This window comes from Polaromonas sp. P4_H1, from assembly GCF_056400945.1.
Map to the genome: position 1 here is coordinate 532,386 of NZ_JBFUKG010000001.1, position 24,560 is coordinate 556,945.

The window sequence follows — 24,560 nt, forward strand, 5'->3', positions numbered from 1 at the left end:
CGGAGCCTTTCATGGACAGTGCAGCCCAGTTGCGGGAAACCATCGTCAAGAACCTGAAGTCCGGCACCTGGCGGGCCGGGCACCGCATTCCCACCGAGCGCGAGCTGTGCGACCAGTTCGGCATCGGCCGTTCCACGGTGCGGCGCGTGCTGGCGCAACTGAAGGACGCGCAGCTCATCACGCAGACCGTCGGCAGCGGGACCTATGTCACCGATGGCGTCAACGGCGCGCTGGCCCGCATGGCGAAGGGCGGCCCCGCCCAGGCCACCAGCCCGGCGGAATTGATGGAAGCCCGGCTGGCGCTGGAGCCGGCGATCGTGGAGATGGTGATCCGCAACGCGACGTCGGCCGATTTCGAGCGCATGCAAGCGTGCTGCGACAAGGCCGAGGCCGCCGCCTCGCTGGAAGAGTTCGAGCGCTGGGACGGCATGCTGCACGAGGTCATCGCGGAAGCCGCCCACAACACCTTCGTCACCAACGTCTTCCGCCTCATGAACGAGGCGCGCGAGCAAGGCGAGTGGGGAATGCTCAAGCGCAAGAGCGTCACGCCGGAGCGCCGCGCCGAGTACCAGCGCGAGCACAGGGAACTGGTCGCGGCATTCCAGGACCGCGACCTGGCCACCGCCACCGCGCGCACCCGCGACCACCTGCTGCGCGTGCGGCGCAACCTGCTGGGAATCTAGTCCCGCAACGACAAGGCCGCGCGGGACGCGGCCGGTTCAGCGGCGCATGTCGTAGAGGCGCAGCGCGTTGTCGTGGAACAGCTGGCGCTGCTCCGTCGCCGACAGATCCGCGACCATGCCCGCGAAGCCGCGGAAGATGTCCTCGAACGAGGCGCAGAGGCTGTCCACCGGAAAGTTGCTGCCGAACATGCAGCGGTCGGCACCGAAGATCTCGATGGTGTCGCGAACCACCGGGCGGTTGGCTTGCACCGACCAGCGCCGCCCGGCCAGGCCGATGCCGCTGAGTTTGACAAAAACGTTCGGGCACTGCGCCACGCACCGCATGGCCTCTCGCCAGGCCGCAAGCCCTTCGCTGCTGCGATCAGAGGGCATGCCCGTGTGGTTGATGATGAGGGGGGTGTCCGGAAAGTCCCGCGCCAGGGCTGCGGCCTCGTGCAAATGCCAAAAGGGTGTTTGCAGCTCGAAATGCAGGCCGTGGCGCGCCAGCAGGCCATAGTTGTGCCGCCACGCGGGGTCGGCCATGCCACCCGCGGCCGTGTCGGCTGGCGATTCGTTGGCGCGCGGCTTGTGGCGAATGCCGCGCACAAAGCCGAAGGCGGCCAGTTGCTCCAGCGTGTGCTGCGCATCGGGCTGGTCCAGCCAGGCTTTGCCAACCGCCACCGTGGGCCAACCGCTTTGCTGGCGCAGGCCCGCGATGTAGCGCATCTCGCCGATGGGGTCGCGCGAATCCCAATCGGCCTCGATGTAGACACTGCCGGCCAGCCTGAACGCCGCGGTATCCCGGAGGTAGTCGACCGGCAGGTAGGGGCGGGCGATCGACTGGTGATCGCCATACCGGTGCGGCGGACGGTCGCTGTCGCACAGCCACGGGTAGTAGTTCAGAACGGGATCCCAGAAATGTTGGTGGGCATCGATGATGGGAAACCCCAGCGCTTCGGTCATGGCAGGTCCTGAAGGTCAGGCAGCTTTCATGCTGCCGTAGCGAAAAGCGTTGTTGACGCGGCGAATGCCGTTGACCAGCGCCCGGCCGAATGGTGGCGCGGAGATTTCGAAGCGGCAGGCACTGTCGACCTTGATGCCTTCGGCGAACGACAGTGTGGCGGTGCCGAAGTAGTGCACGTGCACGTCGCCCGGCACCAGGAACTGGTCGTACTTGAAATGGTGGAACTCGATGTTGCCGATGGAGTGCGACATGTTGTCCTCCCCGGTGAAAAAGGGTTTTTCCCAACGCGGGCGGCCCTTGCGCACAATGCGCGACAGGCCGGTGATGCTCGGCGGCAATTCGTTGAGCAACAGCTCCGGGCCGAAAGAGCTGCCGCCCAGCTTGGCGTGCGACACCAGGCCGCTGTTGCTGCGCTCGGTGACATGGTCGGACAGCTCGTTGGCGAGGGCAAAACCGACGCGGCGCGGCGTGCGGTCGGCGGCTATCAGGTACAGGCCGGCCAGTTCGGGCTCTTCGCTGGCGTCTTCGGCGAAGGCCGCAACCGGAAAATCCTGGTAGGGATGGACCACCGAATGGCCACTGCCCTTGAAGTGCCATTCGGGGGCGACGCCCGGCGGGCCATTGCCATCGGGACGCCCGCCTTCCAGGCCCAGCTTGAACAGCCGCAATGAATCGCTGAGCGTGGTCTGGCCGGCGTGCAGTGCGCGCCGCAGGTGGTCGCGTGTGCGTTCGCTGCCCAGGTGTGTCAGGCCCGAGCTGCTGACCAGCATGTGGGCCGGGTCCGGGTGGTCGAACGGCACCAGCACGGCCTGGCGTTCGACCAGCCCGTCGTAGTCAACCCGTTCGGCGGAAACCCGTTTTTTGACCAGCCGTGCCAGTGGCATCTTTTCTGCCAGCGCCTGCTGGACCAGCGCATACGTGCTGTCGCAGCCGGCCAGCACCCGCACGGTATCGGCCGCTTCGACCAGGCCGACGGCGCGCTCGCCGTCGGCGCGCAGGAACTGCAGCAGGCGCAACGCGGCCATCAGGCAAGCCTTACTTCAGCCACTTCTCGAGCGCCTCGGCTGGGATCTCCGCGCCGTGGTACTTCTTGAAGATCTCGCCCAGCTTGCCGTTCTTGTGGTTGGCCCGCACCCAGTCGTTCACCCAGGCCAGAATGCGCGTGTCGTCCTTGCGCACGCCGATGCCGAGGTCATTGGTACGCAGGATGAACTTGGGCTCCAGCTGTCGGTTCGGCGCCTTCTGCATCATCGTCTGGAACAGCGCGTTCGAGGTGCCCACCAGGTCGGCCTGGCCGGTGACGACGGCAGTGATCACGCCGGCATCGTCGTCATACCGCACCACGGTGGCGCCCTTGGCGTTCTGCGTGATGTCGCTGTCCTGCGTGGTGCTGCGGTTCACCGCCACGCTCTTGCCGGCGAGGTCCGCCATGCTCTTGACCTGGACGCCCTTGATGCCGCCCACCAGCGAGATCTGCGGGGCATAGGGCACCGAGTAGTCGATCACCTTGGCGCGATCGGCCGTCCAGGCCAGGGTGGAGATGATGATGTCGGCCTTGCCGGTCTGCAGGTTGGGGATGCGCGTGGCGCCGACGGTGGGCACCACTTCCAGGGCGACGCCGAGGTCCTTGGCCAGCAGCACCGCCACGTCATAGTCGGAGCCGGTGGGTTTCATGTTGCCGTCGGTCATGCCCGAGGGCGGTACCGCGAGGTCGACCGAGATGCGGATCTTCTTGGCCGCGCGGATGCTGTCCAGCGTGTCGGCCTGGGCGGCGAAGCCCGTGGCAACCACGGCCAGCACCAGGGCGCTGCGGGAGAGGATGGAGGTCAGTTTCATGGTGAGGTTTCCTTTTTTGGGGTTACAAGCCGTTGTCGACAAATTGCTGCAGTTCGGCGGTCTGCGGGTTGAGCAGCATGTCGCCGGTTCCGGTTTCCCAGATCCGGCCTTCATGCATGAAGATCACGACGTCGGCCACCTTGCGGGCAAACGCCATTTCATGGGTCACCAGCACCATGGTCATGCCGCCGGCGGCCAGCTCCTCGATGACCTTGAGCACTTCGCCCGTCAGCTGCGGATCGAGCGCCGAGGTGACCTCGTCGAACAGCATGACCTGCGGCTCCATCGCCAGCGAGCGGGCGATTGCCACGCGCTGTTGCTGGCCGCCCGACAGCTGCTCGGGGTAGGCCTGCGCCTTGTCCGCCAGGCCGACCTGGCGCAGCACCGTCCGGGCGAGTTCCAGCGCCTCGGCCCGGCTCTTGCCCTTGGCGGCACGTGGGGCGAGCGTGATGTTCTCTTCCACCGTGAGATGCGGAAACAGGTTGTAGCTCTGGAACACGATGCCGACGTCGCGGCGCAGGCCGCGCAGATCGATGGCCGGGTCGCTCACCCGGTGGCCGCAGACTTCGATCAGGCCGCTGTCGATGGCTTCCAGCCGGTTGATGCAGCGCAGCGCCGTGCTCTTGCCCGAGCCGCTGCGGCCAATGATGGCCACCACCTGGCCCTTCTTGACCTGGAACGACACCCCCTTGAGCACGTTCAGGCTGCCGAAGCTCTTGTGCACGTTTTCAAGATTCACAATATTGGACATTGCCGATTCCTTTCTTCAGTTCCGGCTCGGGCTTGCGGCCAGCGAGCAATCTGTTTTCGAGTTTGCGGGCCCACCAGGACAGCGGGAAACACAGCAAAAAGTACAGGCCAGCGACCAGCATGTAGACCACGAAGGGCTCGAACAGCGAGTTGTTGATGATCTGGCCGGCGCGCGCCAGCTCAACGAAGCCGACGACGGAGGCGAGTGAGGTGTTTTTGACGATCTGCACCATGAAGCCCACGGTGGGTGGCGTGGCGATGCGCAGCGCCTGCGGCAGGATCACCATGAACAGCCGCTGGGTGCGGGTCAGCGCCAGGCATTCGGCGGCTTCCCACTGGGTTTTGGGAACTGCTTCGATGCAGCCGCGCCAGATCTCGCCGATGTAGGCGCTGACGTAGATGGTCATCGACAGCCCGGCGGCCACGATCGCGGGCAGGCTCAGGCCCATGATGCTCAGGCCGAAATACGACAGGAACATCAGGATCAGCAGCGGCGTGCCCTGCACCAGCTGCACAAACCCAAGCGCCAGCCAGCGCAGCGTGCGGCTGCGCGAAATACGTGCCAGCGCGACGCCAAAGCCCAGCAGGCCACCGCCGGCAAAAGCCATCAGCGACAGGATGACGGTCCAGCCCACGCCTTGCACCAGGAAGTAGAGATGGTTGAGGTTGAATTCGTTGTTCATGGCTTGCTCCCGCGCTTACAGGGGGGTGCCGAGCCGGCGACGGCGCGTGAAAACGGCCTGGCCGATGGCCCAGAAACCGAGGCGCATCAGCAGCGACAGCATCAGGTAGAACACGGCCACCACGATGTAGGTCTCGAAGGAGCGGTAGGTGTCGGACTGGACGCGGTTGGCAATTGCCGTCAGTTCCTCCGCGGAGATTTGCGACGTGATGGACGAGGCCAGCATCAGCAGCACGAACTGGCTGGTCAGCGCCGGGTAGACGCGTTCCATGGCGGGACGCAGGACCACATGCCAGTAGACCTGCAGCTTGGACAGCGCCAGGCACTCGGCGGCCTCGAGCTGCCCCTTGTGGATGGAGTCGATGCCGGCGCGCATGATCTCGGTGGTGTAGGCGCCGACGTTGATGACCAGCGCCGCAATCGCCGCCACGTAGGCCGGCACCTTGAACCCCAGGCTGGACAGCCCGAAGTAGACGATGAAGATCTGCACCAGCAGGGGCGTGTTGCGGATGGTCTCCACGTAGAGGCTGCAGGCCTGCGCGATCCAGCCGTTGCGGCTGCCGCGGCCGAAGGCGCACAGCGTGCCGATCAGGAAACCCAGCAGCGTGGCGATCACTGCAAGCTGGATCGTCAGCCAGGCGCCATGCAGAAACAGCGGCCACTGGGCCAGCACGGCGGAGAAGTCGAATTTGTAAGTCATGTTGTCGCCGGCAGGTTCAGGCCGCGGGCCGGTACGAGTTGACGATGGAGGCCGTGTCCTTCATGCCGTTGCCCTGCTCGACATAGTCGGTGTAGCGCCGTGTCGCGGCCTCGAGCATGGGCAGGCTGAGCTGGAGCGCGTGCGCGTACTCCTTCACGGCTTTGAGGTCCTTCAGCAGTTGCCGGGCATAACTGCGCGGCGGCTCAAACGCGCGCGCCTGCATCTGCGGGTAGAGCTGCTTCAGGAGGCTGCTGTCGGCATGGCCGCCAGCCAGGCACTGCGGCAGCACCTGCGCATTGATGCCGGCCGCTTCGGCCAGGGTCAGGGCCTCGGCCAGCACCACATAACCGCTGCCGACAATCAGCTGGTTGATCATCTTGGCGGTCTGGCCCGCGCCGCTCGGGCCGATGTGGGTGAAGTTGGCGGCCAGGTCGGCCATCACGGCGCGGATGGACTCGATGTCGCTGGCTTCGCCGCCGGCCATCACCGTCAGCGTGCCGGCACGCGATTGCAGCGGGCCACCGCTCACGGGAGCATCGACCCAGCGCATGCCGGTCTTCCCCTGCAGTTGCTGCGCCATGCTGCGCGTTGCCGCGGGGTCGATGGTGGAATGGTCGATCAGGGTCTTGCCGGCCGCCGCCGTCTGGGCAATGCCCTGCGCCCCGAAGACACAGCTGCGCACCGCCTCGGTATGCAGCACGCACAGGATCACGATGTCGCTGGCAGCGGTGACGGCCGCCGGTGAAGGCGCGCTCACGGCGCCGGCCGCAACCAGGGGCAGCACCCGCTCGGGCTCGAGGTTCCAGACCGTGACCGGCCAGCCCTGTTCAAGCAGGCGCAGGGTCATCGCCGTGCCCATGATGCCTAAGCCTATGAACCCGATACGGGCCTTTTCAACTGCCATGCTTGTCTCCAGTGCCACTGTGTTTGACGTGGTGACGAAGCATACGAAGGGTAGCGATCCTCATCCAATCGTATTTCGTGATCTATCGATATGGGTTTTTGAATCAGTACGGAAGCCATGCGGAACTCTGGTCGATGCTCCTGGAATCCGCCTCTGCCGGCCGGACCGGCAACAGGGAGGGCGGCTCGCAGCACAGGCAGCAGCTACGGTCCTGGCGCGGATGAAAGGACTGGCCGTTTTCTCCGTGGCCGACCAGCGGTCATCGCGCGCTCGACCTGCGGCGGGCTAGCTGCTACTATTTCTAGTTCTTCCAACGTATTCCAGGGTGGCTCTGCGCCAGAGCGCCGGGCGAGTCGCCGCCAACCAACAGGCGCTGAAGGAGTAGTCATGTCTTTGCGCATCAACGACACCGCCCCTGACTTCACAGCCGAGACCACTCAGGGCAAGATCCGCTTTCACGAATGGATAGGGGACGGATGGGCGATCCTGTTCTCGCACCCGAAGGACTTCACGCCCGTCTGCACGACGGAACTCGGTTACATGGCGAAGATTGAGCCCGAGTTCACGCGCCGCAACTGCAAGCTGATCGGCCTGTCGGTGGATCCGGTGGACAACCACACGCGCTGGGCCAGCGACATCGAAGAGACCCAGGGCCATCGGCCGAAATACCCGATGATCGGCGACACCGACCTGGCGGTCGCCAAGCTCTACAACATGCTGCCGGCGGACGAGCCCGGCACCGCCGAGGGCCGCACCGCGGCCACGAACGCCACCGTCCGCTCGGTTTTTGTCATTGGCCCCGACAAGAAGATCAAGCTGATGATGACCTACCCGATGACCACTGGCCGCAACTTCGACGAGATCCTGCGCGTGCTCGACTCGATGCAGATGACGGCCAAGCACAAGGTGGCCACGCCGGTGAACTGGAAGCAGGGCGAGGACGTGATCATCGCCGGCTCGGTGTCCGACGACGATGCGAAGACGCTGTTCCCGCAGGGCTGGAAAGCGCCCAAACCCTACCTGCGCATCGTCAAGCAACCGTCATGATCTTCGAGCAGGTCGCCGTCGGAGGCTGCCAGTCCTACCTGCTGGGTTGTGCTGACACCTGCGCCGGAGCGCTGATCGATCCCGAGGTCAGCCAGGTCGACCGTTACCTGGCGCTGGCGTCGCGCGACGCGCTGCGCATCCACTTCGTGATCGACACGCACACGCACGCCGATCACTTCTCGGCCGCGCGCCAGCTGGCCGACCGCCTCGGCGCGATGACCGTCATGCACCGGGCCAGCCCGGCGCCCGGCGTGGACCTGCGCGTCGATGACGGCGAGATGATCGTGCTCGGCAAGCTGCGGCTGCAGGTGCTGTACACGCCTGGGCACACCGTGGACTCGATGTGCCTGGTCTCGGGCGACCGCGTCTTCACCGGCGACACGCTGCTCATCGGCGGCACCGGGCGCACCGACCTTCCCACCGGCGATCCCGAAGCGCTGTACGACAGCCTGTTCGGGCGGCTCCTGAAGCTCGACCCGGCGCTGCTGGTGTACCCGGCCCACGACTACAAGGGCCGCAGCCACTCGACCATCGGCGATGAAATCGCCACCAACCCACGTCTGCAGCGGACGGACCGGGCGGCGTTCGTGGAGATGATGAAGAGTCTTGACCTGTCCATGCCCACCCACCTCACGGAAGCCCTGCGCACCAACATGAGCGGTGGCAAGACCGTGGCGCAGATGCTGGCCGAGGCTGCCGCTTGCGTGCCCTTCATGTCCATGGCCGAATTGCGAAGCCGTGTCGAGGCGCCGTCGGCCGATCTGATCGTCCTCGATGTGCGCGAGCGCGATGCCTACGAGGCCGGGCACATTCCCGGCGCGCGGCTGCTGCCGCGCGGCCAACTGGAGCTGCGCGTCGACAGCGAGCTGCCGGACCCGACGACCCGCATCGTCACCTGTTGCGAGTTCGGCCGTGTCTCGACGCTGGCCGCGGCCACGCTGCGCACCATGGGCTTTCAGCGCGTGGTTGCGCTTGACGGCGGCATGAAGAGCTGGCGCGAGGCGGGCTACCCGGTGCGTGCGGGGCCGGCGGCCTGACGGCGACCGCGTTGCTGTGGGTTGCGAGGAGATGCAGGCGGCGGTCCTGCATCACCCAGGCGCCTTGACGCAGTAGCAATAGATGAACTGCTGCGTTGTCCCGGATGGGGTTTCATGGACTTCAGTGGCGCTTTCGACGAGCTGGAAAGCTGCGCCAAATTCCCCGTGCAGCCCCTGCGCGTCATAGCGGACCACGTCAAGACCGCTGCACTGGGCCGGCCCCTCCGGCCCAAAGGTGGCGACGATGACATGGCCGCCCGGCTTGACGGCCCGCATGACCTGCCGCACATAGGCATCGCGTTGCCCGGCGTCGGTCAGGAAGTGGAAAACCGCCCTGTCGTGCCACACGTCGTAGCGTGCTGCGGGTAGGGCCACCTGGGTGACGTCACCGACCCACCACGTCACCGCCTGGCCGGCGGGGCCGAGCCGTTGCCGGGTGGCATCAATGGCCGCCTGCGAAATATCGAGCACGCTGACGTCGCGGTAGCCCGCCGCCAGCAGATCATCGACCAGCGTCGACTCGCCGCCGCCGACGTCAATGACGGACATGGCACGGCCGGGGGCCGCTTTTTCGATCAGCGACAGGGATCGCTCCAGATGCGGGCGAAACCAGCTGACCGCGTCTGCTGCCTTGTGTTGATAGACCTGTTCCCAATGATGCCGGGTGTTCATTCCTGCTCTTTCACAAAGACGCCAAAGTAATCCGGTGGGGCCCTGATCACCGGGCAACGCCTGTTTGCGACCCCAGCGCGTTGCCGAAGCGCTTTCCGTTACTTTCGGTTATGAAGCACTTTATCCCGTTTGCGCACCCAGCGTGTTGACCGGAATTTTCAGATACCGGATGCCGTTGTCCTCGGGCGGCGGCATGTCGCCGGCGCGGACGTTGACCTGGATGGACGGAAGAATAAGGGTGGGCATGTCCAGCGCGGCGTCGCGGGCGGTCCGCATGGTGACGAAGGCCTCTTCGGAGACGCCGTCGTGCACGTGAATGTTGCGGGCACGCTGTTCGCCCACGGTGGTCTGCCATAGCGGCGCCCGCGACGCGGGGGGATAGTCGTGGCACACATACATCCTGGTCTTGGCCGGCAAAGCCAGCAGGGTGCGGATGGAGCGATACAGCGCACGGACGTCGCCACCGGGGAAGTCGGCCCGCGCCGTGCCCACGTCGGGCATGAACAGCGTGTCACCTACAAACACCGCGTCGTCCACCCGGTACGCCATGTCCGCGGGGGTGTGGCCGGGAACCAGGAGCGCGGTGGCCTCGACACCCCCGATGCTGAAAGTCTCGCCGTCCTTGAACAAATGGTCGAACTGGCTGCCGTCGGGCAGGAAGGCGCGCTCCAGGTTAAAGACCGTCTTGAAGGTGGACTGGACCACCCGGATGTTCTCGCCGATAGCAATGCGCCCACCCACATGGTCCTTCAAGTAGCGGGCTGCCGACAGGTGGTCGGCATGGGCGTGGGTCTCCAGAATCCAATCGATGTACAGCCGGTGCTCCGCCACATGGGCCAGCACCCGGTCTGCCGAGGTCGTACTGGTGCGTCCGGCCTTGAAGTCGTAGTCCAGCACCGGGTCGATGATGGCCGCGTGCCGGGTGCTGGTGTCGGCCACCACGTAGGTGACCGTCCCGGTGGGGCTGTCAAAAAAAGCTTGGACCGTGGTGCGGGCACTCATGGCTGACTCTGTGGGTTCACTTCAATATATTCGCAAATAATATATTTATTGATATAATGTTGTCAAGTAACCCGCCAGACCGATCCCATGAAGCACGCCCATCCCGTCCACCCCGTGATAGACCCCCAGCTGCTGCGCGGCGCGACCGCGCAAGCGGTTGGCGTGCTGAAACTGCTGGCCAATGAGGACCGGCTGCTGCTGCTGTGCCAGTTGTCGCAGGGCGAACGCTGCGTCAGCGAGCTGGAGGGCGGGCTGGGCATCCGCCAGCCCACGCTGTCGCAACAACTCGGCGTGTTGCGCAATGAAGGCGTCGTCAACACACGCCGGCAGGGCAAGAACATTTACTACAGCGTAGCCGATCCGGCCCTGCTGGAAATCCTGGCGGTGCTGTATCGCCTCTATTGCCCCGAGAACCCCAAAAAACCCCAAGACGCCCACCCCCCCGAAAGCCCCGAAGGAGCAACCTGATGTCCATCGACTGGAATGCCTTCACGCCCTGGTCCGCCCTGCTGGGCGGCATGCTGATCGGCCTGGCCGCCGCCCTGTTCGTGCTGCTCAATGGACGCATCGCGGGCATCAGCGGTGTTCTGGGCGGCCTGTTGAAGCCCGCGCGGGGCGATGTGGGCTGGCGTGCCGCCTTCATCGCGGGACTGGTGGGCGCGCCGCTGGTGTACGCGGCATTCTCCGCACTGCCTGCCGTGCAGATTGACGCCGGCTACGGCGCGCTGGTCGCGGCGGGTCTGCTGGTGGGCGTAGGCACCCGCTACGGCTCCGGCTGCACCAGCGGCCACGGCGTCTGCGGCCTCTCCAGGTTCTCGCTGCGGTCGCTGGCGGCAACGGTCACCTTCATGGGCACAGGTTTCGTGACGGTGTTCGTGCTGCGCCACCTCTTCAGTCGTTAACCGCCAAGTAGTCAAGGAGCAGATTCATGTTTTTTGTCCTGACGTCGCTACTCGCCGGCCTGCTGTTCGGCCTGGGGCTCATGGTGTCCGGCATGGCCAATCCGGCCAAGGTAGTTGGTTTCCTGGACCTGGCGGGCCGGTGGGACCCCTCGCTGGCACTGGTCATGGCGGGGGCCATCGCGGTGGGCTCTGCCGCCTTCCTGCTGGCGAAAAACCGGACTCGCTCGCTTCTGGGCGCCGATATGAAACTGCCCACCGCCAGCCGTATAGACCGCCGGCTGGTGATGGGCAGTGCGCTGTTCGGCATGGGCTGGGGCATTGCCGGGTTCTGCCCGGGTCCCGGCCTGGTGGCCCTCGGCATGGGCGAGTCCAAAGCGCTGGTGTTTGTCGCCGCGATGCTCACCGGCATGGCGGTGTTCGAGGTGCTGGAAAAGCGCCGGCAGGCGCTGACGCATCGCACCGCGTGAGCAAGCGCCGATGGGCGCGGCCGCGTTGGCTACCCACGCACCACTGACCGCACCGGCTCTTCCCCGGCAGACCGTCATTGCTTCTATCAATCGTTTAGGCAAAACCAATTGGCCCATGCTATAGCTTGTATATATCATTTCTCCTGTCCCGATAATTTATAGCTATCAACACGCAGGAGTTCACGATGAGCACAACGCAACGCCCCGAAATCAAGACCATGGCCAACCTGGAAGCCGCCTTCGCTGGCGAATCCATGGCGCACATCAAGTACCGCTATTTCGCCAAACTGGCCCGCGAGGCCGGTGACGAAGCCACGGCGCGCACCTTTGAAGAAACCGCCGACCAGGAAGTGATGCACGCCTTCGGCCACCTGGACCTGCTCTACCCCAAGGCGACCATGACGCCCGCCCGGGCGCTGCAGATCGCCATCGACGGCGAAACCTACGAGTACACCGAGATGTACCCCGGCTTCCGCGCCACCGCTGAAGCCGAAGGCAACGCGGCGGCCGTGGCTGAAATGGACGAGCAGATCGAGGAATCCAAAGTGCATGCCGCACAGTTCAAGGCCACCCTGGAAAAGGCCCAGAAGCGTTTTGCCGCCCTGGCCCGGGTGGAAGAGCGCCATGCCAACCATTACCAGGCGCGGCTGAACGTCGTCAAAGAAGGCGCCGCTGCGGCTTGAACAGGCGGGCCCGCAGGGCTGACCCTGCAGGGGCTGTAAGACGCGCGCAGCGATACCGACTGACAATGGACAGTTCGGCACCAAATAAACAGCAGCGCAGGGTTCAAGCAGCCGGGTGTCCTTCCGGCCGCCCCTGACGCCCTTCACTTGAGAGCTGGCGACCCCTATACAAAGGGGTCAGAGGCACATTAACTTTAGAAACTGAAAGAAACCCGATGAAAACCTATCTCTGTATCGTTTGCGGCTTTGTGTACGATGAGGCGGCTGGCCGTCCTGAAGACGGCATCGCAGCCGGCACCCGCTGGGCCGATGTGCCTGCAAGCTGGGCATGCCCGGACTGCGGCGTTGCCAAGGCCGATTTTGAATTGGTCGAAATTTAAGAAATCCGCAGCCCTGCCGCCGCCGGCCCGTCATGGTGGCGCGGCCGGCCCTTGTTTTACCGAATTTGTGGAGTCCGTGATGGCCAAACTTGCCCGCGCCAACTTGCCTACCCTGAAGAAGACTGCCAGCTACTACGTGCTGCATGTCACCGTCGCCGCCTTGGTGGCCTACGCTGTCACGGGCAATTTTTTGCTGGCCATGACGCTGAGCCTGCTGGAGCCCACGGTTCAGGCCTTTGCCTTTTTCTTCCATGAGAAAGCCTGGGAACGCTGGGGCGGACAGCGCAGGGCGCTGAGCTCCATGCCAGCGATGCCCTTGACGGCAGGAGCTGCGGCATGAGCCGGCCCGTGCTGGTCATTGGCGCCGGGCTGGCCGGTTGGACCACGGTGCGCGAGTTCCGCAAGCTGGACAGCAGCACGCCCGTGGTGATGATCACCGCGGACAGCGGCGACTTCTACGCCAAGCCGTCCTTATCAAACGCCTTCGCGCAGGGCCGGCTGCCGGCGCAGCTCATCAGCACCCCCGCCGCCAAAATGGCCGAATCGCTGAATGTGACGCTGATGCCCCACACACGGGTGGAGGCGCTCGATGTGGCCGCCAAAACCGTCAGCACGTCTGCCGGGACGGTGGCCTACCGCGATCTGGTGCTGGCCACCGGCGCGCAGCCGATTCGCGTGCCGCTCGAGGGCCAGGCCGCGGACCGCGTGGTCAGCGTCAATTCGCTCGAAGACTTCGCCCGTTTTCACGCGGAGCTGCAGCCGGCGGGCGACGCCGCAGGCAACCGCGGCCGGCACGTGCTGGTCATGGGTGCCGGGCTGATTGGCTGTGAGTTTGCCAATGACCTGGCCCAAGCCGGCTACCGCGTCAGCGTGGTCGATCCCGGCGCCCGCCCGCTGGCCGCCCTGCTGCCGGAAGCGGCCAGCGCGGCCCTGCAGCAGGCGCTGGAAGCCCTGGGCGTCCGCTTTTATCTCGGCACCACGGTGCGCGCGGTGGATCCAGCCGCGTCACAGCCGGCAGGCGCCGATTCGCTGGCGGTTTCGCTGGCCAGCGGGGAAGTCATTGACGCCGGCTGCGTATTGAGCGCAATCGGCCTGAGAGCCGACACGGCCCTGGCCCGGGCGGTAGGCCTGACGGTAGACCGCGCCATTGTGGTCAATACCCGCCTGCAAACCAGCGCCGAGGGCGTGTACGCGCTGGGCGACAGCGCCCAGTACGCCAGCGCGGCCTCAAAACTGTCGGTGCATGGCTGCGCGCTGCCTTACGTGATGCCCATCATGGCTGCGGCCAAGGCGCTGGCGGCCAACCTGGCGGGCACGCCGGCAGAAGTGGTTTTCCCGCTGATGCCGGTTTCCGTGAAAACCCCCGCACTGCCGCTGGTGGTGGCGCCGCCGCAGCCCGGCACAGACGGCCAATGGCACATGCCGGAAGCAGGCCTGTGGCAATGGGTTGACGAAGCGGGCCTGCAACGCGGCTTTGTACTGGCGGGCACGCAGACCGCCCAGCGCATGGTGCAGTCCAAGCGAGTTGCACTCTAGGGCCTGAACGCGTCCTGGACGCGGGAGGCCGTTGTCGGCCGGCCCGCCATCGCCCCCAAACCCGGCGACGTTTCCCTGGCTGGCTATTGACCGGGGAGGCCGTGACCGGCCGGTTCCTTGGTAAAAAGTCAAAAGCGCAACACCTGATTTGCGTAGATTCACTGACTGGGGTTTTCCCACGCAACGGCCTACAATCGCAGACCTTACAAGAAATTGACGGTCATACCGACCGTTTCTGCTGGAGACCCCTAGATGCCGACACCACCCGCCGCGACGCCCGACAACCGTGACGAAAGACGCGCAGAACTGCGCCGCGCCGCGCTCGAATACCACGAGTTTCCGACCCCCGGCAAGCTGGCCATCGCGGCCACCAAGCAGCTGACCAACCAGCGCGACCTGGCGCTGGCCTATTCGCCCGGCGTGGCGGCGCCCTGCGAGGAAATCGTCAAGGACCCGAACGCGGCCTTCAAATACACCAGCCGCGGCAATCTGGTGGCCGTGGTGACCAACGGCACCGCCGTGCTGGGCCTGGGCGACATCGGCCCGCTGGCGTCCAAGCCGGTGATGGAAGGCAAGGCGGTTTTATTCAAGAAGTTTGCCGGTGTCGATGTGTTCGACATCGAAATCGACGAAAAGGACCCGGCCAAACTGGTCGACATCATCGCCGCGCTGGAGCCGACCTTTGGCGCCATCAACCTGGAAGACATCAAGGCGCCCGACTGCTTTTACGTGGAACGTGAGCTGCGCAAGCGGATGAAGATTCCCGTGTTCCACGACGACCAGCATGGCACGGCCATCACGGTGGGCGCGGCGGTGCTGAATGCGCTCAAGGTCGTGGGCAAGGACCTGAAACAGGTCAAGCTGGTGACCTCGGGCGCGGGCGCGGCGGCGCTGGCCTGCCTCGGGCTGCTGATCAAACTCGGCATTCCACGCGAGAACATCTATGTGACCGACCTGGCCGGCGTGGTCTATGAAGGCCGCACCGAGCTGATGGATGAAGACAAGATCCAGTTTGCGCAAAAAACGTCGGCCCGCACCCTCGGCGAAATCATCGAAGACGCCGACATCTTTTTGGGCCTTTCGGCCGGCGGCGTGCTCAAGAAGGAGATGGTCAAGAAGATGGCGGCCAAGCCCATCATTTTGGCCCTGGCCAATCCCAATCCGGAGATATCGCCAGAAGACGTCAAATCGGTGCGTGATGACGCCATCATGGCAACAGGTCGGACTGACTACCCGAACCAGGTCAACAACGTACTGTGCTTTCCCTATATTTTCCGGGGGGCCCTGGACGCCGGCGCATCGACCATCACCATCGAGATGGAAATTGCCGCGGTGCACGCGATTGCCGAGCTGGCGCAGGCCGAGCAGAGCGAGGTGGTGGCCGCCGCTTACGTGGGCGAAAAGCTCACCTTCGGCCCGGAATACCTGATTCCCAAGCCCTTCGATCCGCGCCTCATGATGAAGATTGCGCCTGCCGTGGCCAAGGCGGCCGCCGACAGCGGCGTGGCCCTGCGCCCCATCCAGGACCTGGACGCCTACCGCGAGAAGCTGCAAAGCTTTGTCTATGCCTCCGGCACCGTGATGAAACCGATCTTTGCTTCGGCCAAGACGGCGGCCCGCAAGCGCGTGGCCTATGCCGAGGGCGAGGAAGAACGCGTGCTGCGCGCCTGCCAGATCGTGGTAGACGAAAACCTGGCGCGCCCGACCCTGATCGGCCGGCCCGCGATCATTGCCCAGCGCATTGAAAAGTTTGGCCTGCGCCTGAAGGAGGATCTCGATTACGACGTGGTGAATGTCGAGCAGGATCACCGCTACCGCGACTTCTGGCAGACCTACCACCGCATGACGGAGCGCCGCGGCGTGACCGTGCAGATGGCCAAGATCGAAATGCGCCGCCGCCTCACACTGATCGCCGGCATGCTGCTGCACAAGGGCGATGTGGACGGGCTGATTTGCGGCACCTGGGGCACCACCGCCCACCACCTGGACTACCTGGACCAGGTGATTGGCAAGCGTGACGGCGTGTGCACCTACGCCTGCATGAATGGCCTGCTGCTGCCCGGACGCCAGGTGTTTCTGCTCGATACCCATGTGAACTACGACCCGACGGCGGAGCAGCTGGCCGAAATCACCACCATGGCGGCCGAGGAAATGCTGCGCTTTGGCATCAAACCCAAGGCTGCCTTGCTGTCGCACTCCAACTTTGGCTCGTCCAACCAGCCCAGCGCCCTGAAGATGCGCCGCACGCTGGAACTGTTGCGCGACAAAGCGCCCTGGCTGGAAGTCGATGGCGAAATGCACGGCGACATGGCGCTGGACGCCGGTACCCGCGGCGTCATCATGCCCAACTGCACGCTGACAGGTGAAGCCAATTTGCTGGTGCTGCCCAACATCGATGCGGCCAATATTGCCTACAACCTGCTCAAGACCGCCGCCGGTGGCAACATTACCATCGGCCCCGTGTTGCTGGGCGCCAACAAGCCCATGCACATCCTGACTCCGACGGCCACGGTGCGCCGCATTGTCAATATGACAGCCCTCACCGTAGCGGACGCAAACGCAGCCAGATAACGGAAATTTAGATAGCTAGCACCAACTTACTAGCGGCTTATCCCCCGCAGTTGGTGCCTAAATTTTCAGCAGCCACTTGCGTTTTCTGCCCATATGCGGCAAACTACGCCTCTTGAAATTTAAGGGTTAACCCGAAAAAAATTTGGGGGTTAATACCTGAATTCAAGAAAGGCATTTTTCATGTTGCGCAAGACTGGGCGCGGTGAGTGGGGTTGCTGGCGGGCGGCGGTAGCCGCCGGGTTGTGGGTCCTGTCGACGAGCCTGGCAGGGTTAAGCCCCGATGTGGTGCACGCCAGAAGCCTGGTTGATCCGGGCCCGGTGGCAACGATTTCGGCAACCCAGCTGCCCCCTCAAGGGCGCGACATGATGAGGCTGATTTACCAGGGTGGGCCGTTCAGGTACGACAAGGACGGCACGGTGTTTGGCAACCGGGAACGGATTCTTCCCGCCAACAATCGCGGCTACTACCGTGAGTACACCGTCCGGACACCCGGTGAGCAGAGCCGGGGAGCCCGGCGCATTATTTGTGGTGGCTTGAAACCCACCGCACCTGATGCCTGTTATTACACCGATAACCACTATGCGAGTTTTCGCAAGATTACTCCTTGAAGTCCGATAAATTGGATTGTGGTTGTTAATTCGAGTTTTTGACTTAAGAGAAAGAGAAGCGGAGATGGATACACCACTTCGTCGGGACAACGAAACGCCCTTGCGTGGCGTGCGGCCCAATATCGTGCAGTCCATACGCGCATTCCGCGTACAGGACCTGCAGGATGCGGCCACACAGCTGAACCAGCACTTCCTGTATGCCAACCTGGGCAATGCCCAGAGCAAACAGGACATTCTGGACATGATCGCGGCGCAATACACCTTCCCGGCACATTTCGGCAAGAATTTCGATGCGCTATACGACTGCATGACGGACCTGGTCCACAAATCAGGCCCGCAGCCCGGCTTCATCGTCGTGCTCGAGCAGATTCCGGCCAACGCCAAGTTTGACAAGGAAGCGCGGGAGCAACTGCTCGACATCTTCAGGGATGCCGCGGACTACTGGGCGGATCGAAAGATCCCGTTCAGATGTTTCTATTCTTTTCTGTAGCCCGCTCCCCAGACATTGGCCAAGGGGATCGGGCGAATGAGGCCCAGCAAGCAGTTGCAGACGGTGAAGAACCTATGCCTACCGACAAACTGGTAGACGTGTCACCGCTGGCTCTGCGTATGAGCAGTCCGTTCAACGCGGGCTACTGGCTCGCAGCCGCCTGACACCCCGGTTTCAGGCGAAAAGACAAAAGGCCGTCATCCGACGGCCTTTTTTCATGGTGCAAGCTCCAGCAGGCGCCCACATGGCCACGGCACGGCCATGGCACGGCTACTACACGGCCACGGCAGCCACCTGCTGCGCCAGCGCCACATACTCGGCCACCGGCACCTCCTCGGCCCGGCGCTGCACGTCAAAGCTTCCCGGGAAGCCCCGCGCCGTCAGCCACTGGCCCAGGGTATGGCGCAGCAGCTTGCGGCGCTGGCTGAAAGCCACCTGCACGAGCTGGCTCAGCAGTTTGACGTCCAGCGCCGCAGGGTGGGCGTGCGGCACCATGCGCACGACCGCGCTGTCCACCCGCGGCGGCGGGTCAAAGCTCTGCGGCGGCACAAACAGCACGTTTTCCATCGCGTAGCGCCACTGCAGCATCACGCTGAGCCGGCCATAGTCGCTCGTGGAGGGCGCCGCCACCATGCGGTCAATCACCTCCTTTTGCAGCATGAAGTGCTGGTCTTCAATCACGTCCACGGCGTCCAGCAGGTGGAACAAAATGGGCGTGGAGATGTTGTAGGGCAGGTTGCCGACCACGCGGAGCTTATGAGCCCCCACGCTTGTCACTGCGTGTACTGCGCTGCCCCCCGAGGGGGCTGAACTTGCTTGGGGCGGCCCGGCGCTGCGTTCGTTGGCCCCCACGCTTGTCACTGCGTGTACTGCGCTGCCCCCCGAGGGGGCCGCTGCGCCTGCAGTCTGGCGAAGCCAGTCCCGCGGCCCCTGCTGGGATGAAGAGCCCGCAGGCTCCAGCCCCTTGGGAGCTGTTTCGGCTTGGGGCAGCCCTGCGCTGCGCACGGGGCCGTGTTGCAAGCGCTCTGCCAGTTGGCGAAAGTCCACCTTCAGCACATCCGACTCCACCACCGTCAGCTGCGGATGCGCGCGCAGCTGCTGCGCCAGATCACGGTCCAGTTCAATCACCGTGAGATGTCCCAGCCGCTCGACCAGCGGCTGCGTCAGCGCCGCAAGACCGGGCCCAATCTCCACCACCGCCTGGCCCGCCTTGGGCGCAATCGCCTGGACGATGCCTTCAATAATGCCCCGGTCCGTCAGGAAATGCTGGCCAAAGCGCTTGCGCGGGATATGTTTCACGATCAGTTACGCCCGCCAAAGTTGGGGCCGCGCTCCGACAGGCTCAAGCCATTTTCCGCCAGGCCGCTACCCACTGTGAGCGAGCGTGGGGGCTCTTCATCCCAGCAGGGGCCGCGGAACCGGCTTTGCCGGGCCGCAGGCGCAGCGGCCCCCTCGGGGGGCAGCGCAGTACACGCAGTGACAAGCGTGGGGGCTACATTCACTGCGGCGATTCGCGGTATTCCACATAGGCACGGCCGCGGACTTCCTGCGCCCACAGGGCATAGGCTTCGTCCTGCTTTTTCCCGCGCAGGACGTTGCGCGCCATCTCGCGCTGGTCGCGCGGGGACATCTGCGCCTCGCGCCGCTCCAGCACCTGGATCAGGTGCACACCGAAGCGCGACACCAGCGGCTCGGAAATCTGGTTGGGCGCCAGGCCGTTCATGACCTTCTCGAACTCGGGCACAAACATGCCGGGGTTGGCCCAGCCCAGATCACCGCCTTGTTTGGCGGAACCATCTTCACTGTTTTCGCGCGCCAGGGCGGCAAAATCGGCCTGGCCGGCCAGGATGCGCTTCCTGAACGCGGCCAGCTTCTCGGTGGCAGCGGCTTCGCCCTGCTTGGGGGACAGCCGCAGCAGGATGTGGCGGGCATGGGTTTGCGGAATCACAGAGCCGGGCATGCCGGCCTGCCTTTTTTCAATCACTTTCAGGACGTGAAAACCGGCACCGCTGCGGATCGGGCCGGCGAGCCCGCCCACCTTCAGGCTCTTGGTGCTCTCCACAAAAAGCGGCGGGTAGCGGTCTGCCTCGCGCAAGCCCATCAGCCCGCCGGTGCCGCGGGTGGGGGAGTCGGAGAACTCATTGGCCAGGGCGGCAAAGTCAGCTCCCCCGCGCGCCTTATCCATCACCTGCTGGGCCTTGGCCTGCAGGGCTGCCACCTGCGCGGGCGTGGCATTTTCCGGGACGGCCACCAGAATCTGGGCCAGGTTGAGGGCCAGCGAGGACAGCTCGGAAGCACCTTCCTGTTCGCGCAGGAACTGGTCAATGTCCTGTTCGGTCACGGTCACCCGGGACTCGACCTCGCGCTGGCGCAGGCGGCTGACCAGCAGCTCGTCGCGCAAGTCGGACTCGAACTGGCTGTAGGCGATGCCATCGGCCTTCAGGCGACGGCGCAACTCATCCACGCTGATCTGATTTTGCCGGGCAACCGTCTGCACGGCGGCTTCGAGGGCGTTGTCGTCGACGCGCACGCCGCTCGATCGGGCCAGCTGCAGTTGCGCCTTGTCGCTGATCAAACGCTCCAGCACCTGCGGGAGCAGCTCTCTCCGGGGGGGCAGGGTCGCACCCTGCTGGATGATTTGCTGCTCGGTGCGGGCCAGCTTGGTACGCACCTCGCTGTTGGTGATGGGTTCCGAATTCACGACAGCGACGATGAAGTCAGCCTGCCGCTGGCCCGCAGCGCTGGCGGCGGGGCTGGGAAGCCGCAAGCCGCCGGACGGCCGCAGGCTTTGGGCCTGCACCCCGATCAGGGGCAGGGTGAGCAGAAGCGCCAGCGCGGCAGCCAGGGGCCGGTCGGGGAGCCGTCCGGCGAGCCCGGCGAAAAAACGGTGATTAGTCATAGGTGGTAAAACGGCTTGGGGTGTTGATTTTCTCACGCAGGTATTGGTAGCGTGGAACGTTGGACTTGAGAGTTTCCAGAGGGTTCGCGCCAATGCGCGAAAAGCCGACCAGTTCAAGCTGGAACAGGATCCGGGTGTCGGACGTTGCCGTGCCGTTTTGCGTGCGCTGCAGCATCACCCGGCCAATCCAGCAGCAGCCGTCGTACTCCACGCCGACGATCGCATCCACCAGCTTCCGGTCGGGTACGCTGTAATTCAGGCGGCCAACCGCATAGTAACGCCCCCCGCCCTGACCCTGCCCCGCACCCAGGTCGCGCCCCTTGTCGCCCCACAGGTCATTGATGGGCCACTGCCAGCCTACGTCAATCTGCTCGCTGATATTGCGCTGGCGCCGGTACGCGGCACTGATCACACGGTAATTGCTGGGGTTGTAGCGCACCCCGATCGAGCTGCGTTCGGAATTCTGGGTCTTGGGGTTGTACTGAATGGTGCTGTCAAAAGACCATTGCGGCACCCAGTTGACCGACGCACCCACCAGCAAATCGCTGATACGGTCCGTGATCGGCAGGCCGCCCGGCAAGGTCACTTTCTGGTCGGCAAAACGCAGCCGCTGCGCGACGCCCACGCGGACCGCCTCGGCGCCGGTGGCGGGGTCCAGCAAACGGGAGGTCACGCCCAGGGTGAGCAGGTTCGCGTCTGAAATGCGGTCGTTGCCGACAAAGGCGTTCTCGGTGAACACCGTCGCAAAGTTGAAGTCGTTGGCGCCCGAGTCGTAGTTGGGCAGCAGGCTCTGGTTGCGGTAGGGCGTGCGCACATAAAAAGCCCGCGGCTCCAGCGTCTGGGTAAAACTGCGGCCCAGGAAGCCGGCCTGGCGCTCGAACTGCAGGCCGCTGTCGAGGCTGAAGGTGGGAACGGTGCGCGAGGCTGACCGCGCGCCATTGGCCAGCGGTGCGTCAAACTGGTAGCTGGTGGCGTGCAGCTGCAGCTTGGGGGTGATGAAGCCGGCCGGCATCAGCCAGGGGCGGCTGACCTGGGCCCGGGTGAAGGCGCGGTTGCTGTTGGGCTGCAAGGTGAGCAGCCTGTCGGCAGAAAAGCGGGTGTAGTCGCCCTCGACAGACCAGTCGAAGCCGTTGCCCAGGCCCAGCAGCGGCGCGTCCACCCGGGTGTAATTGGCGGTGAACTGGGGCAGGCGGTCGTAGGGGGGAACGATGGGCGCGTTCAGGTCCTGCAGCGTCTGCCACTTGAGGGTGCGCACGGCCGCGGCAAAGAACCCACGGTTCCAGCTCACGGTAGCGTCCTGGGGCAGCAGGCGCTGCGTGGTCGATGTCGTGGCTATGGGGAAATCGCGCCAGTAGTCGTTGTCGCTGACGCGGTTCAAATTGAGGTTGACCCCCAGATTGCCGATGGCCGACACGCCGCTGTCGATGGTGCCGCTGTGCAGGTAACCGTAGGACCAGCGGTCGCGGTTGCGCAGCTTGTCGCCGGGCAGGATATTGGCGCGCAGCTCGCCCTTGTAGGTCGGCTCCAGGTAGCGAAACTCGCCGGCCAGGTCCACGCCGCGCTTGGTCATGACGGCGGGCGAAAACGTCGCATCGCGGTTCGGGGCAATGTCGAAATAATAGGGTTGCCGCACTTCAACACCGTTGACCGAACTCACGTTGAGGGTCGGCGGCAGCAGGCCCGACTTGCGTTTGTCGCTCAGCGGAAAACTGAATTTGGGAAACCCCAGAATGGGCACGTCCTTGAAGCGCAGCACCGCGCCGTTGGCCACGCCGACTTCCTCGTCAAAATCAAATTCAAAGCTTCGGGCGCGCAATTCCCAGGCGGGCTTCCAGCTGGCTTCGTTGTCGCGCTCGCAGGTGGTGTAGCTGGCTTTGTGCGCCGTGAGGTGCTTGTCGTCGATGAAGTCAACCCGCTCGGCCTGGCCATTGCCGCCATTGCTCAGAAAGCGGTAGCGCGGCTGGGTGAAAAAGCCCTCAAACCGGTCCAGCGTGATTTCCAACTCGGGGCCTTCAAATCTGTTGCCGGCGTTGTTGATGCGCACGTTGCCGCGGCTTTTGACGCGATCTTCGGGCTGGTAATACTCGATCCGGTCGGCGCGCATGCTGGTGGCGCCGCGGCGCAGTTCCGCATTGCCATCGATCACGGTTTCCAGATTGGGGCGGCCCGAGACCCGATCGCCGAACACAAAGGTCGGCCCTTCATCACCGGGCCCCTTCGGTACCTCCTCGGTCAGCATGGGAGAGCTTTTCAGCTTGACCGGGCTTTCCTGCTGCGCCGCAACGGGCGCAGAAGCGGGCGGGCGGGCTCCCGGCGGGACTTCGGAGCCCTCCACAGGCGCCGGCACCTGGGCATGCCCGCCCCCGGCGTACGTCCAGCCCAGCGTGGCGCACAGCACCAGACGGGAGACAGCATGAGCCACCGGGGAAAGAATAAAGGGGGAGCGGGATGCGCGGCGCATCGTTTATGTGAGATAAACCCGTTTGTAAAATCAAGGCCGATTATCCATGACCCTCCACTCCACCCTTGGCGCCGCAAAGCAGCGCCTGGCCGCCGCCCTGACGAAGGCCCGCCAATCATGATTTCTTCCCCTGTCGTCTGGGCCGATCCGGCGCGTGCCAGCGCCTTTAACCACTGGCTGGCCGCCATGGCCGGGCAGCACCGCCTGCGGGCTGAGAGCGTGAGACTGGCTTCCGCCGACGCCAGCTTCCGTCGTTATCTGCGGGTAGACCGGGCAGACGGTGCCGGCAGTTTCATCATCATGGATGCGCCACCAGCCCAGGAAGACTGCAAGCCCTTTGTGAAGGTGGCCGGACTGATGCAGGACGCGGGCTTGAATGCGCCTCGCGTCCTGTCCTGGGATGAGCCCCTGGGCTTCATGCTGCTCACGGACCTGGGCACGCAGACCATGCTCGACGTGATCGGCCCACCCCAGGCCGCCGATGCCCTCGCCAGCCCGACGTCCGCACACCATGAGCTGTACATGGACGCGGCGGATGCGCTGGTGCGCTGGCAGCTCGCCTCCCGGCCGGACGTGCTGCCACCCTATGACGACGCGCTGCTGTCGCGCGAACTCGCGCTCTTCCCCGACTGGTATGTCGCCCGGCACCGCGGCATGGCACTGGAGACCGGCCTGCAGGGCAAGCTCGATGGCCTGTTTGCGCAGATCAAGGCCAGCAACCTGCAGTCGCTGGGCGGCGCGCGCGTCTACGTACATCGCGACTTCATGCCCCGAAATTTGATGGCCCCCACGCTTGTCGCTTCGCGTACTGCACTGCCCCCCGAGGGGGCTGTTTCGCCTTGGGGCGGCCCGGCGGCGAAACCTCATGGTGAGTCCGGCACGCGCTTGGGCATCCTGGACTTCCAGGATGCGGTGTACGGTCCCATCACCTATGACATTGCCAGCCTGATGCGCGACGCGTTCCTGAGCTGGGATGAGGATTTCGTGCTCGACGTCACCGTGCGCTACTGGCAAAAGGCGCGCACGGCCGGCCTGCCGGTCGGTGATGATTTCGGCGAGTTTTACCGCGCCGTGGAGTGGATGGGCCTGCAGCGCCACCTCAAGGTACTCGGCATCTTTGCGCGGCTCACGCTGCGCGACGGCAAGCCCAAATACCTGGCGGACACGCCGCGCTTCATCCGGTATGCGCGCCATACCGCCGCCCGCTACCGGCAGCTCGGGCCGCTGATGGTGCTGCTCGACGAGATTGAAGGCAACGAAACCCGCGTGGGCTACACTTTCTGATGCAAACCCAGGCATCAGCCCT

General features: G+C 64.7%; 26 protein-coding genes. 14 read left to right on the forward strand and 12 right to left on the reverse strand.

Annotation, left to right across the window (positions count from 1 at the left end):
• Positions 1-11 precede the first annotated feature (11 nt).
• Positions 12-683 carry a FadR/GntR family transcriptional regulator gene (locus tag AC1DS5_RS02425; RefSeq protein ID WP_477716649.1) on the forward strand — a complete coding sequence of 224 codons (672 nt, stop codon included), beginning with the start codon at positions 12-14 and terminating at the stop codon, positions 681-683.
• A gap of 36 nt (positions 684-719) precedes the next feature.
• On the opposite strand, the gene AC1DS5_RS02430 is transcribed toward AC1DS5_RS02425, so the two are convergent.
• The 7 genes from AC1DS5_RS02430 to AC1DS5_RS02460 are packed head-to-tail and all read right to left on the reverse strand — an operon-like array spanning position 720 to position 6,498.
• Positions 720-1,625 carry an amidohydrolase family protein gene (locus AC1DS5_RS02430; RefSeq protein WP_477716650.1) on the reverse strand — a complete coding sequence of 302 codons (906 nt, stop codon included), beginning with the start codon at positions 1,623-1,625 and terminating at the stop codon, positions 720-722.
• 15 nt (positions 1,626-1,640) lie between these two features.
• A complete protein-coding gene (gene araD1 / locus AC1DS5_RS02435; RefSeq protein WP_477716651.1) occupies positions 1,641-2,651 on the reverse strand; it encodes an AraD1 family protein in 1,011 nt (336 codons plus the stop codon).
• A 10-nt stretch (positions 2,652-2,661) separates the two neighbouring features.
• The gene (locus tag AC1DS5_RS02440) at positions 2,662-3,462 is read right to left on the reverse strand and encodes a transporter substrate-binding domain-containing protein (protein WP_477716652.1); all 801 of its coding nucleotides are present in this window, start codon (positions 3,460-3,462) and stop codon (positions 2,662-2,664) included.
• Positions 3,463-3,484: 22 nt separating this feature from the next.
• Positions 3,485-4,213 (reverse strand): amino acid ABC transporter ATP-binding protein, encoded by a 729-nt coding sequence (locus AC1DS5_RS02445; protein ID WP_477716653.1) that lies wholly within the window; start codon positions 4,211-4,213, stop codon positions 3,485-3,487.
• The gene (locus AC1DS5_RS02450) at positions 4,191-4,895 is read right to left on the reverse strand and encodes an amino acid ABC transporter permease (protein ID WP_477716654.1); all 705 of its coding nucleotides are present in this window, start codon (positions 4,893-4,895) and stop codon (positions 4,191-4,193) included. The genes AC1DS5_RS02445 and AC1DS5_RS02450 overlap by 23 nt, the downstream gene beginning before the upstream one ends.
• 15 nt (positions 4,896-4,910) lie before the next feature.
• Positions 4,911-5,594, reverse strand: a complete 684-nt coding sequence (locus AC1DS5_RS02455) for an amino acid ABC transporter permease (protein ID WP_477716655.1) — start codon at positions 5,592-5,594, stop codon at positions 4,911-4,913.
• Positions 5,595-5,610: 16 nt separating this feature from the next.
• Positions 5,611-6,498: an NAD(P)-dependent oxidoreductase gene (locus AC1DS5_RS02460; protein WP_477716656.1), complete on the reverse strand. Its 888-nt coding sequence runs from the start codon at positions 6,496-6,498 to the stop codon at positions 5,611-5,613.
• Between the two features lie 387 nt (positions 6,499-6,885).
• On the opposite strand from AC1DS5_RS02460, the gene AC1DS5_RS02465 reads away from it, so the two are divergent.
• Positions 6,886-7,545, forward strand: coding sequence for a peroxiredoxin (locus tag AC1DS5_RS02465; protein WP_477716657.1), 660 nt, complete (start codon positions 6,886-6,888; stop codon positions 7,543-7,545).
• Complete coding sequence (locus AC1DS5_RS02470) at positions 7,542-8,582, forward strand: MBL fold metallo-hydrolase (protein ID WP_477716658.1); 1,041 nt, start codon at positions 7,542-7,544, stop codon at positions 8,580-8,582. Before AC1DS5_RS02465 ends, AC1DS5_RS02470 begins: the two co-directional genes overlap by 4 nt.
• A 51-nt stretch (positions 8,583-8,633) precedes the next feature.
• On the opposite strand, the gene AC1DS5_RS02475 is transcribed toward AC1DS5_RS02470, so the two are convergent.
• The gene (locus AC1DS5_RS02475) at positions 8,634-9,254 is read right to left on the reverse strand and encodes a class I SAM-dependent methyltransferase (RefSeq protein ID WP_477716659.1); all 621 of its coding nucleotides are present in this window, start codon (positions 9,252-9,254) and stop codon (positions 8,634-8,636) included.
• Between the two features lie 120 nt (positions 9,255-9,374).
• A complete protein-coding gene (locus tag AC1DS5_RS02480; protein WP_477716660.1) occupies positions 9,375-10,256 on the reverse strand; it encodes an MBL fold metallo-hydrolase in 882 nt (293 codons plus the stop codon).
• 87 nt (positions 10,257-10,343) lie between these two features.
• On the opposite strand from AC1DS5_RS02480, the gene AC1DS5_RS02485 reads away from it, so the two are divergent.
• The 10 genes from AC1DS5_RS02485 (at position 10,344) to AC1DS5_RS02530 (ending at position 17,894) form a co-directional block, all read left to right on the forward strand.
• Positions 10,344-10,724, forward strand: coding sequence for an ArsR/SmtB family transcription factor (locus AC1DS5_RS02485; protein WP_477716661.1), 381 nt, complete (start codon positions 10,344-10,346; stop codon positions 10,722-10,724).
• Entirely contained in the window at positions 10,724-11,158 is a 435-nt protein-coding gene (locus AC1DS5_RS02490; protein ID WP_477716662.1) for a YeeE/YedE family protein, read from the forward strand. Before AC1DS5_RS02485 ends, AC1DS5_RS02490 begins: the two co-directional genes overlap by 1 nt.
• A 26-nt stretch (positions 11,159-11,184) precedes the next feature.
• Positions 11,185-11,625 (forward strand): DUF6691 family protein, encoded by a 441-nt coding sequence (locus AC1DS5_RS02495; protein WP_477716663.1) that lies wholly within the window; start codon positions 11,185-11,187, stop codon positions 11,623-11,625.
• Positions 11,626-11,810: 185 nt separating this feature from the next.
• A complete protein-coding gene (locus AC1DS5_RS02500) occupies positions 11,811-12,308 on the forward strand; it encodes a rubrerythrin family protein (protein ID WP_477716664.1) in 498 nt (165 codons plus the stop codon).
• 215 nt (positions 12,309-12,523) lie between these two features.
• The gene (locus tag AC1DS5_RS02505; protein WP_477716665.1) at positions 12,524-12,688 is read left to right on the forward strand and encodes a rubredoxin; all 165 of its coding nucleotides are present in this window, start codon (positions 12,524-12,526) and stop codon (positions 12,686-12,688) included.
• A 79-nt stretch (positions 12,689-12,767) separates the two neighbouring features.
• A complete protein-coding gene (locus AC1DS5_RS02510; protein ID WP_477716666.1) occupies positions 12,768-13,028 on the forward strand; it encodes a DUF2061 domain-containing protein in 261 nt (86 codons plus the stop codon).
• Entirely contained in the window at positions 13,025-14,224 is a 1,200-nt protein-coding gene (locus AC1DS5_RS02515) for an FAD-dependent oxidoreductase (RefSeq protein WP_477716667.1), read from the forward strand. The genes AC1DS5_RS02510 and AC1DS5_RS02515 overlap by 4 nt, the downstream gene beginning before the upstream one ends.
• A gap of 252 nt (positions 14,225-14,476) precedes the next feature.
• On the forward strand, positions 14,477-16,795 hold the full coding sequence (locus AC1DS5_RS02520) for an NADP-dependent malic enzyme (protein ID WP_477716668.1): 2,319 nt from the start codon (positions 14,477-14,479) through the stop codon (positions 16,793-16,795).
• A 180-nt stretch (positions 16,796-16,975) separates the two neighbouring features.
• A complete protein-coding gene (locus tag AC1DS5_RS02525) occupies positions 16,976-17,404 on the forward strand; it encodes a guanyl-specific ribonuclease (protein ID WP_477716669.1) in 429 nt (142 codons plus the stop codon).
• Positions 17,405-17,468: 64 nt separating this feature from the next.
• Positions 17,469-17,894, forward strand: a complete 426-nt coding sequence (locus AC1DS5_RS02530; RefSeq protein ID WP_305634851.1) for a barstar family protein — start codon at positions 17,469-17,471, stop codon at positions 17,892-17,894.
• Between the two features lie 273 nt (positions 17,895-18,167).
• On the opposite strand, the gene AC1DS5_RS02535 is transcribed toward AC1DS5_RS02530, so the two are convergent.
• The 3 genes from AC1DS5_RS02535 to AC1DS5_RS02545 all read right to left on the reverse strand — a co-directional run bounded on the left by AC1DS5_RS02535 (position 18,168) and on the right by AC1DS5_RS02545 (position 23,254).
• Positions 18,168-19,193, reverse strand: coding sequence for a ribosomal RNA small subunit methyltransferase A (locus AC1DS5_RS02535; RefSeq protein WP_477716670.1), 1,026 nt, complete (start codon positions 19,191-19,193; stop codon positions 18,168-18,170).
• A 199-nt stretch (positions 19,194-19,392) separates the two neighbouring features.
• Entirely contained in the window at positions 19,393-20,793 is a 1,401-nt protein-coding gene (locus AC1DS5_RS02540; RefSeq protein WP_477716671.1) for a peptidylprolyl isomerase, read from the reverse strand.
• Positions 20,786-23,254, reverse strand: a complete 2,469-nt coding sequence (locus AC1DS5_RS02545) for an LPS-assembly protein LptD (RefSeq protein ID WP_477716672.1) — start codon at positions 23,252-23,254, stop codon at positions 20,786-20,788. Before AC1DS5_RS02545 ends, AC1DS5_RS02540 begins: the two co-directional genes overlap by 8 nt.
• Before the next feature lie 117 nt (positions 23,255-23,371).
• Between AC1DS5_RS02545 and AC1DS5_RS02550 the strand changes: the two genes are divergently transcribed.
• Positions 23,372-24,538: an aminoglycoside phosphotransferase family protein gene (locus AC1DS5_RS02550; protein WP_477716673.1), complete on the forward strand. Its 1,167-nt coding sequence runs from the start codon at positions 23,372-23,374 to the stop codon at positions 24,536-24,538.
• Positions 24,539-24,560: the final 22 nt, after the last annotated feature.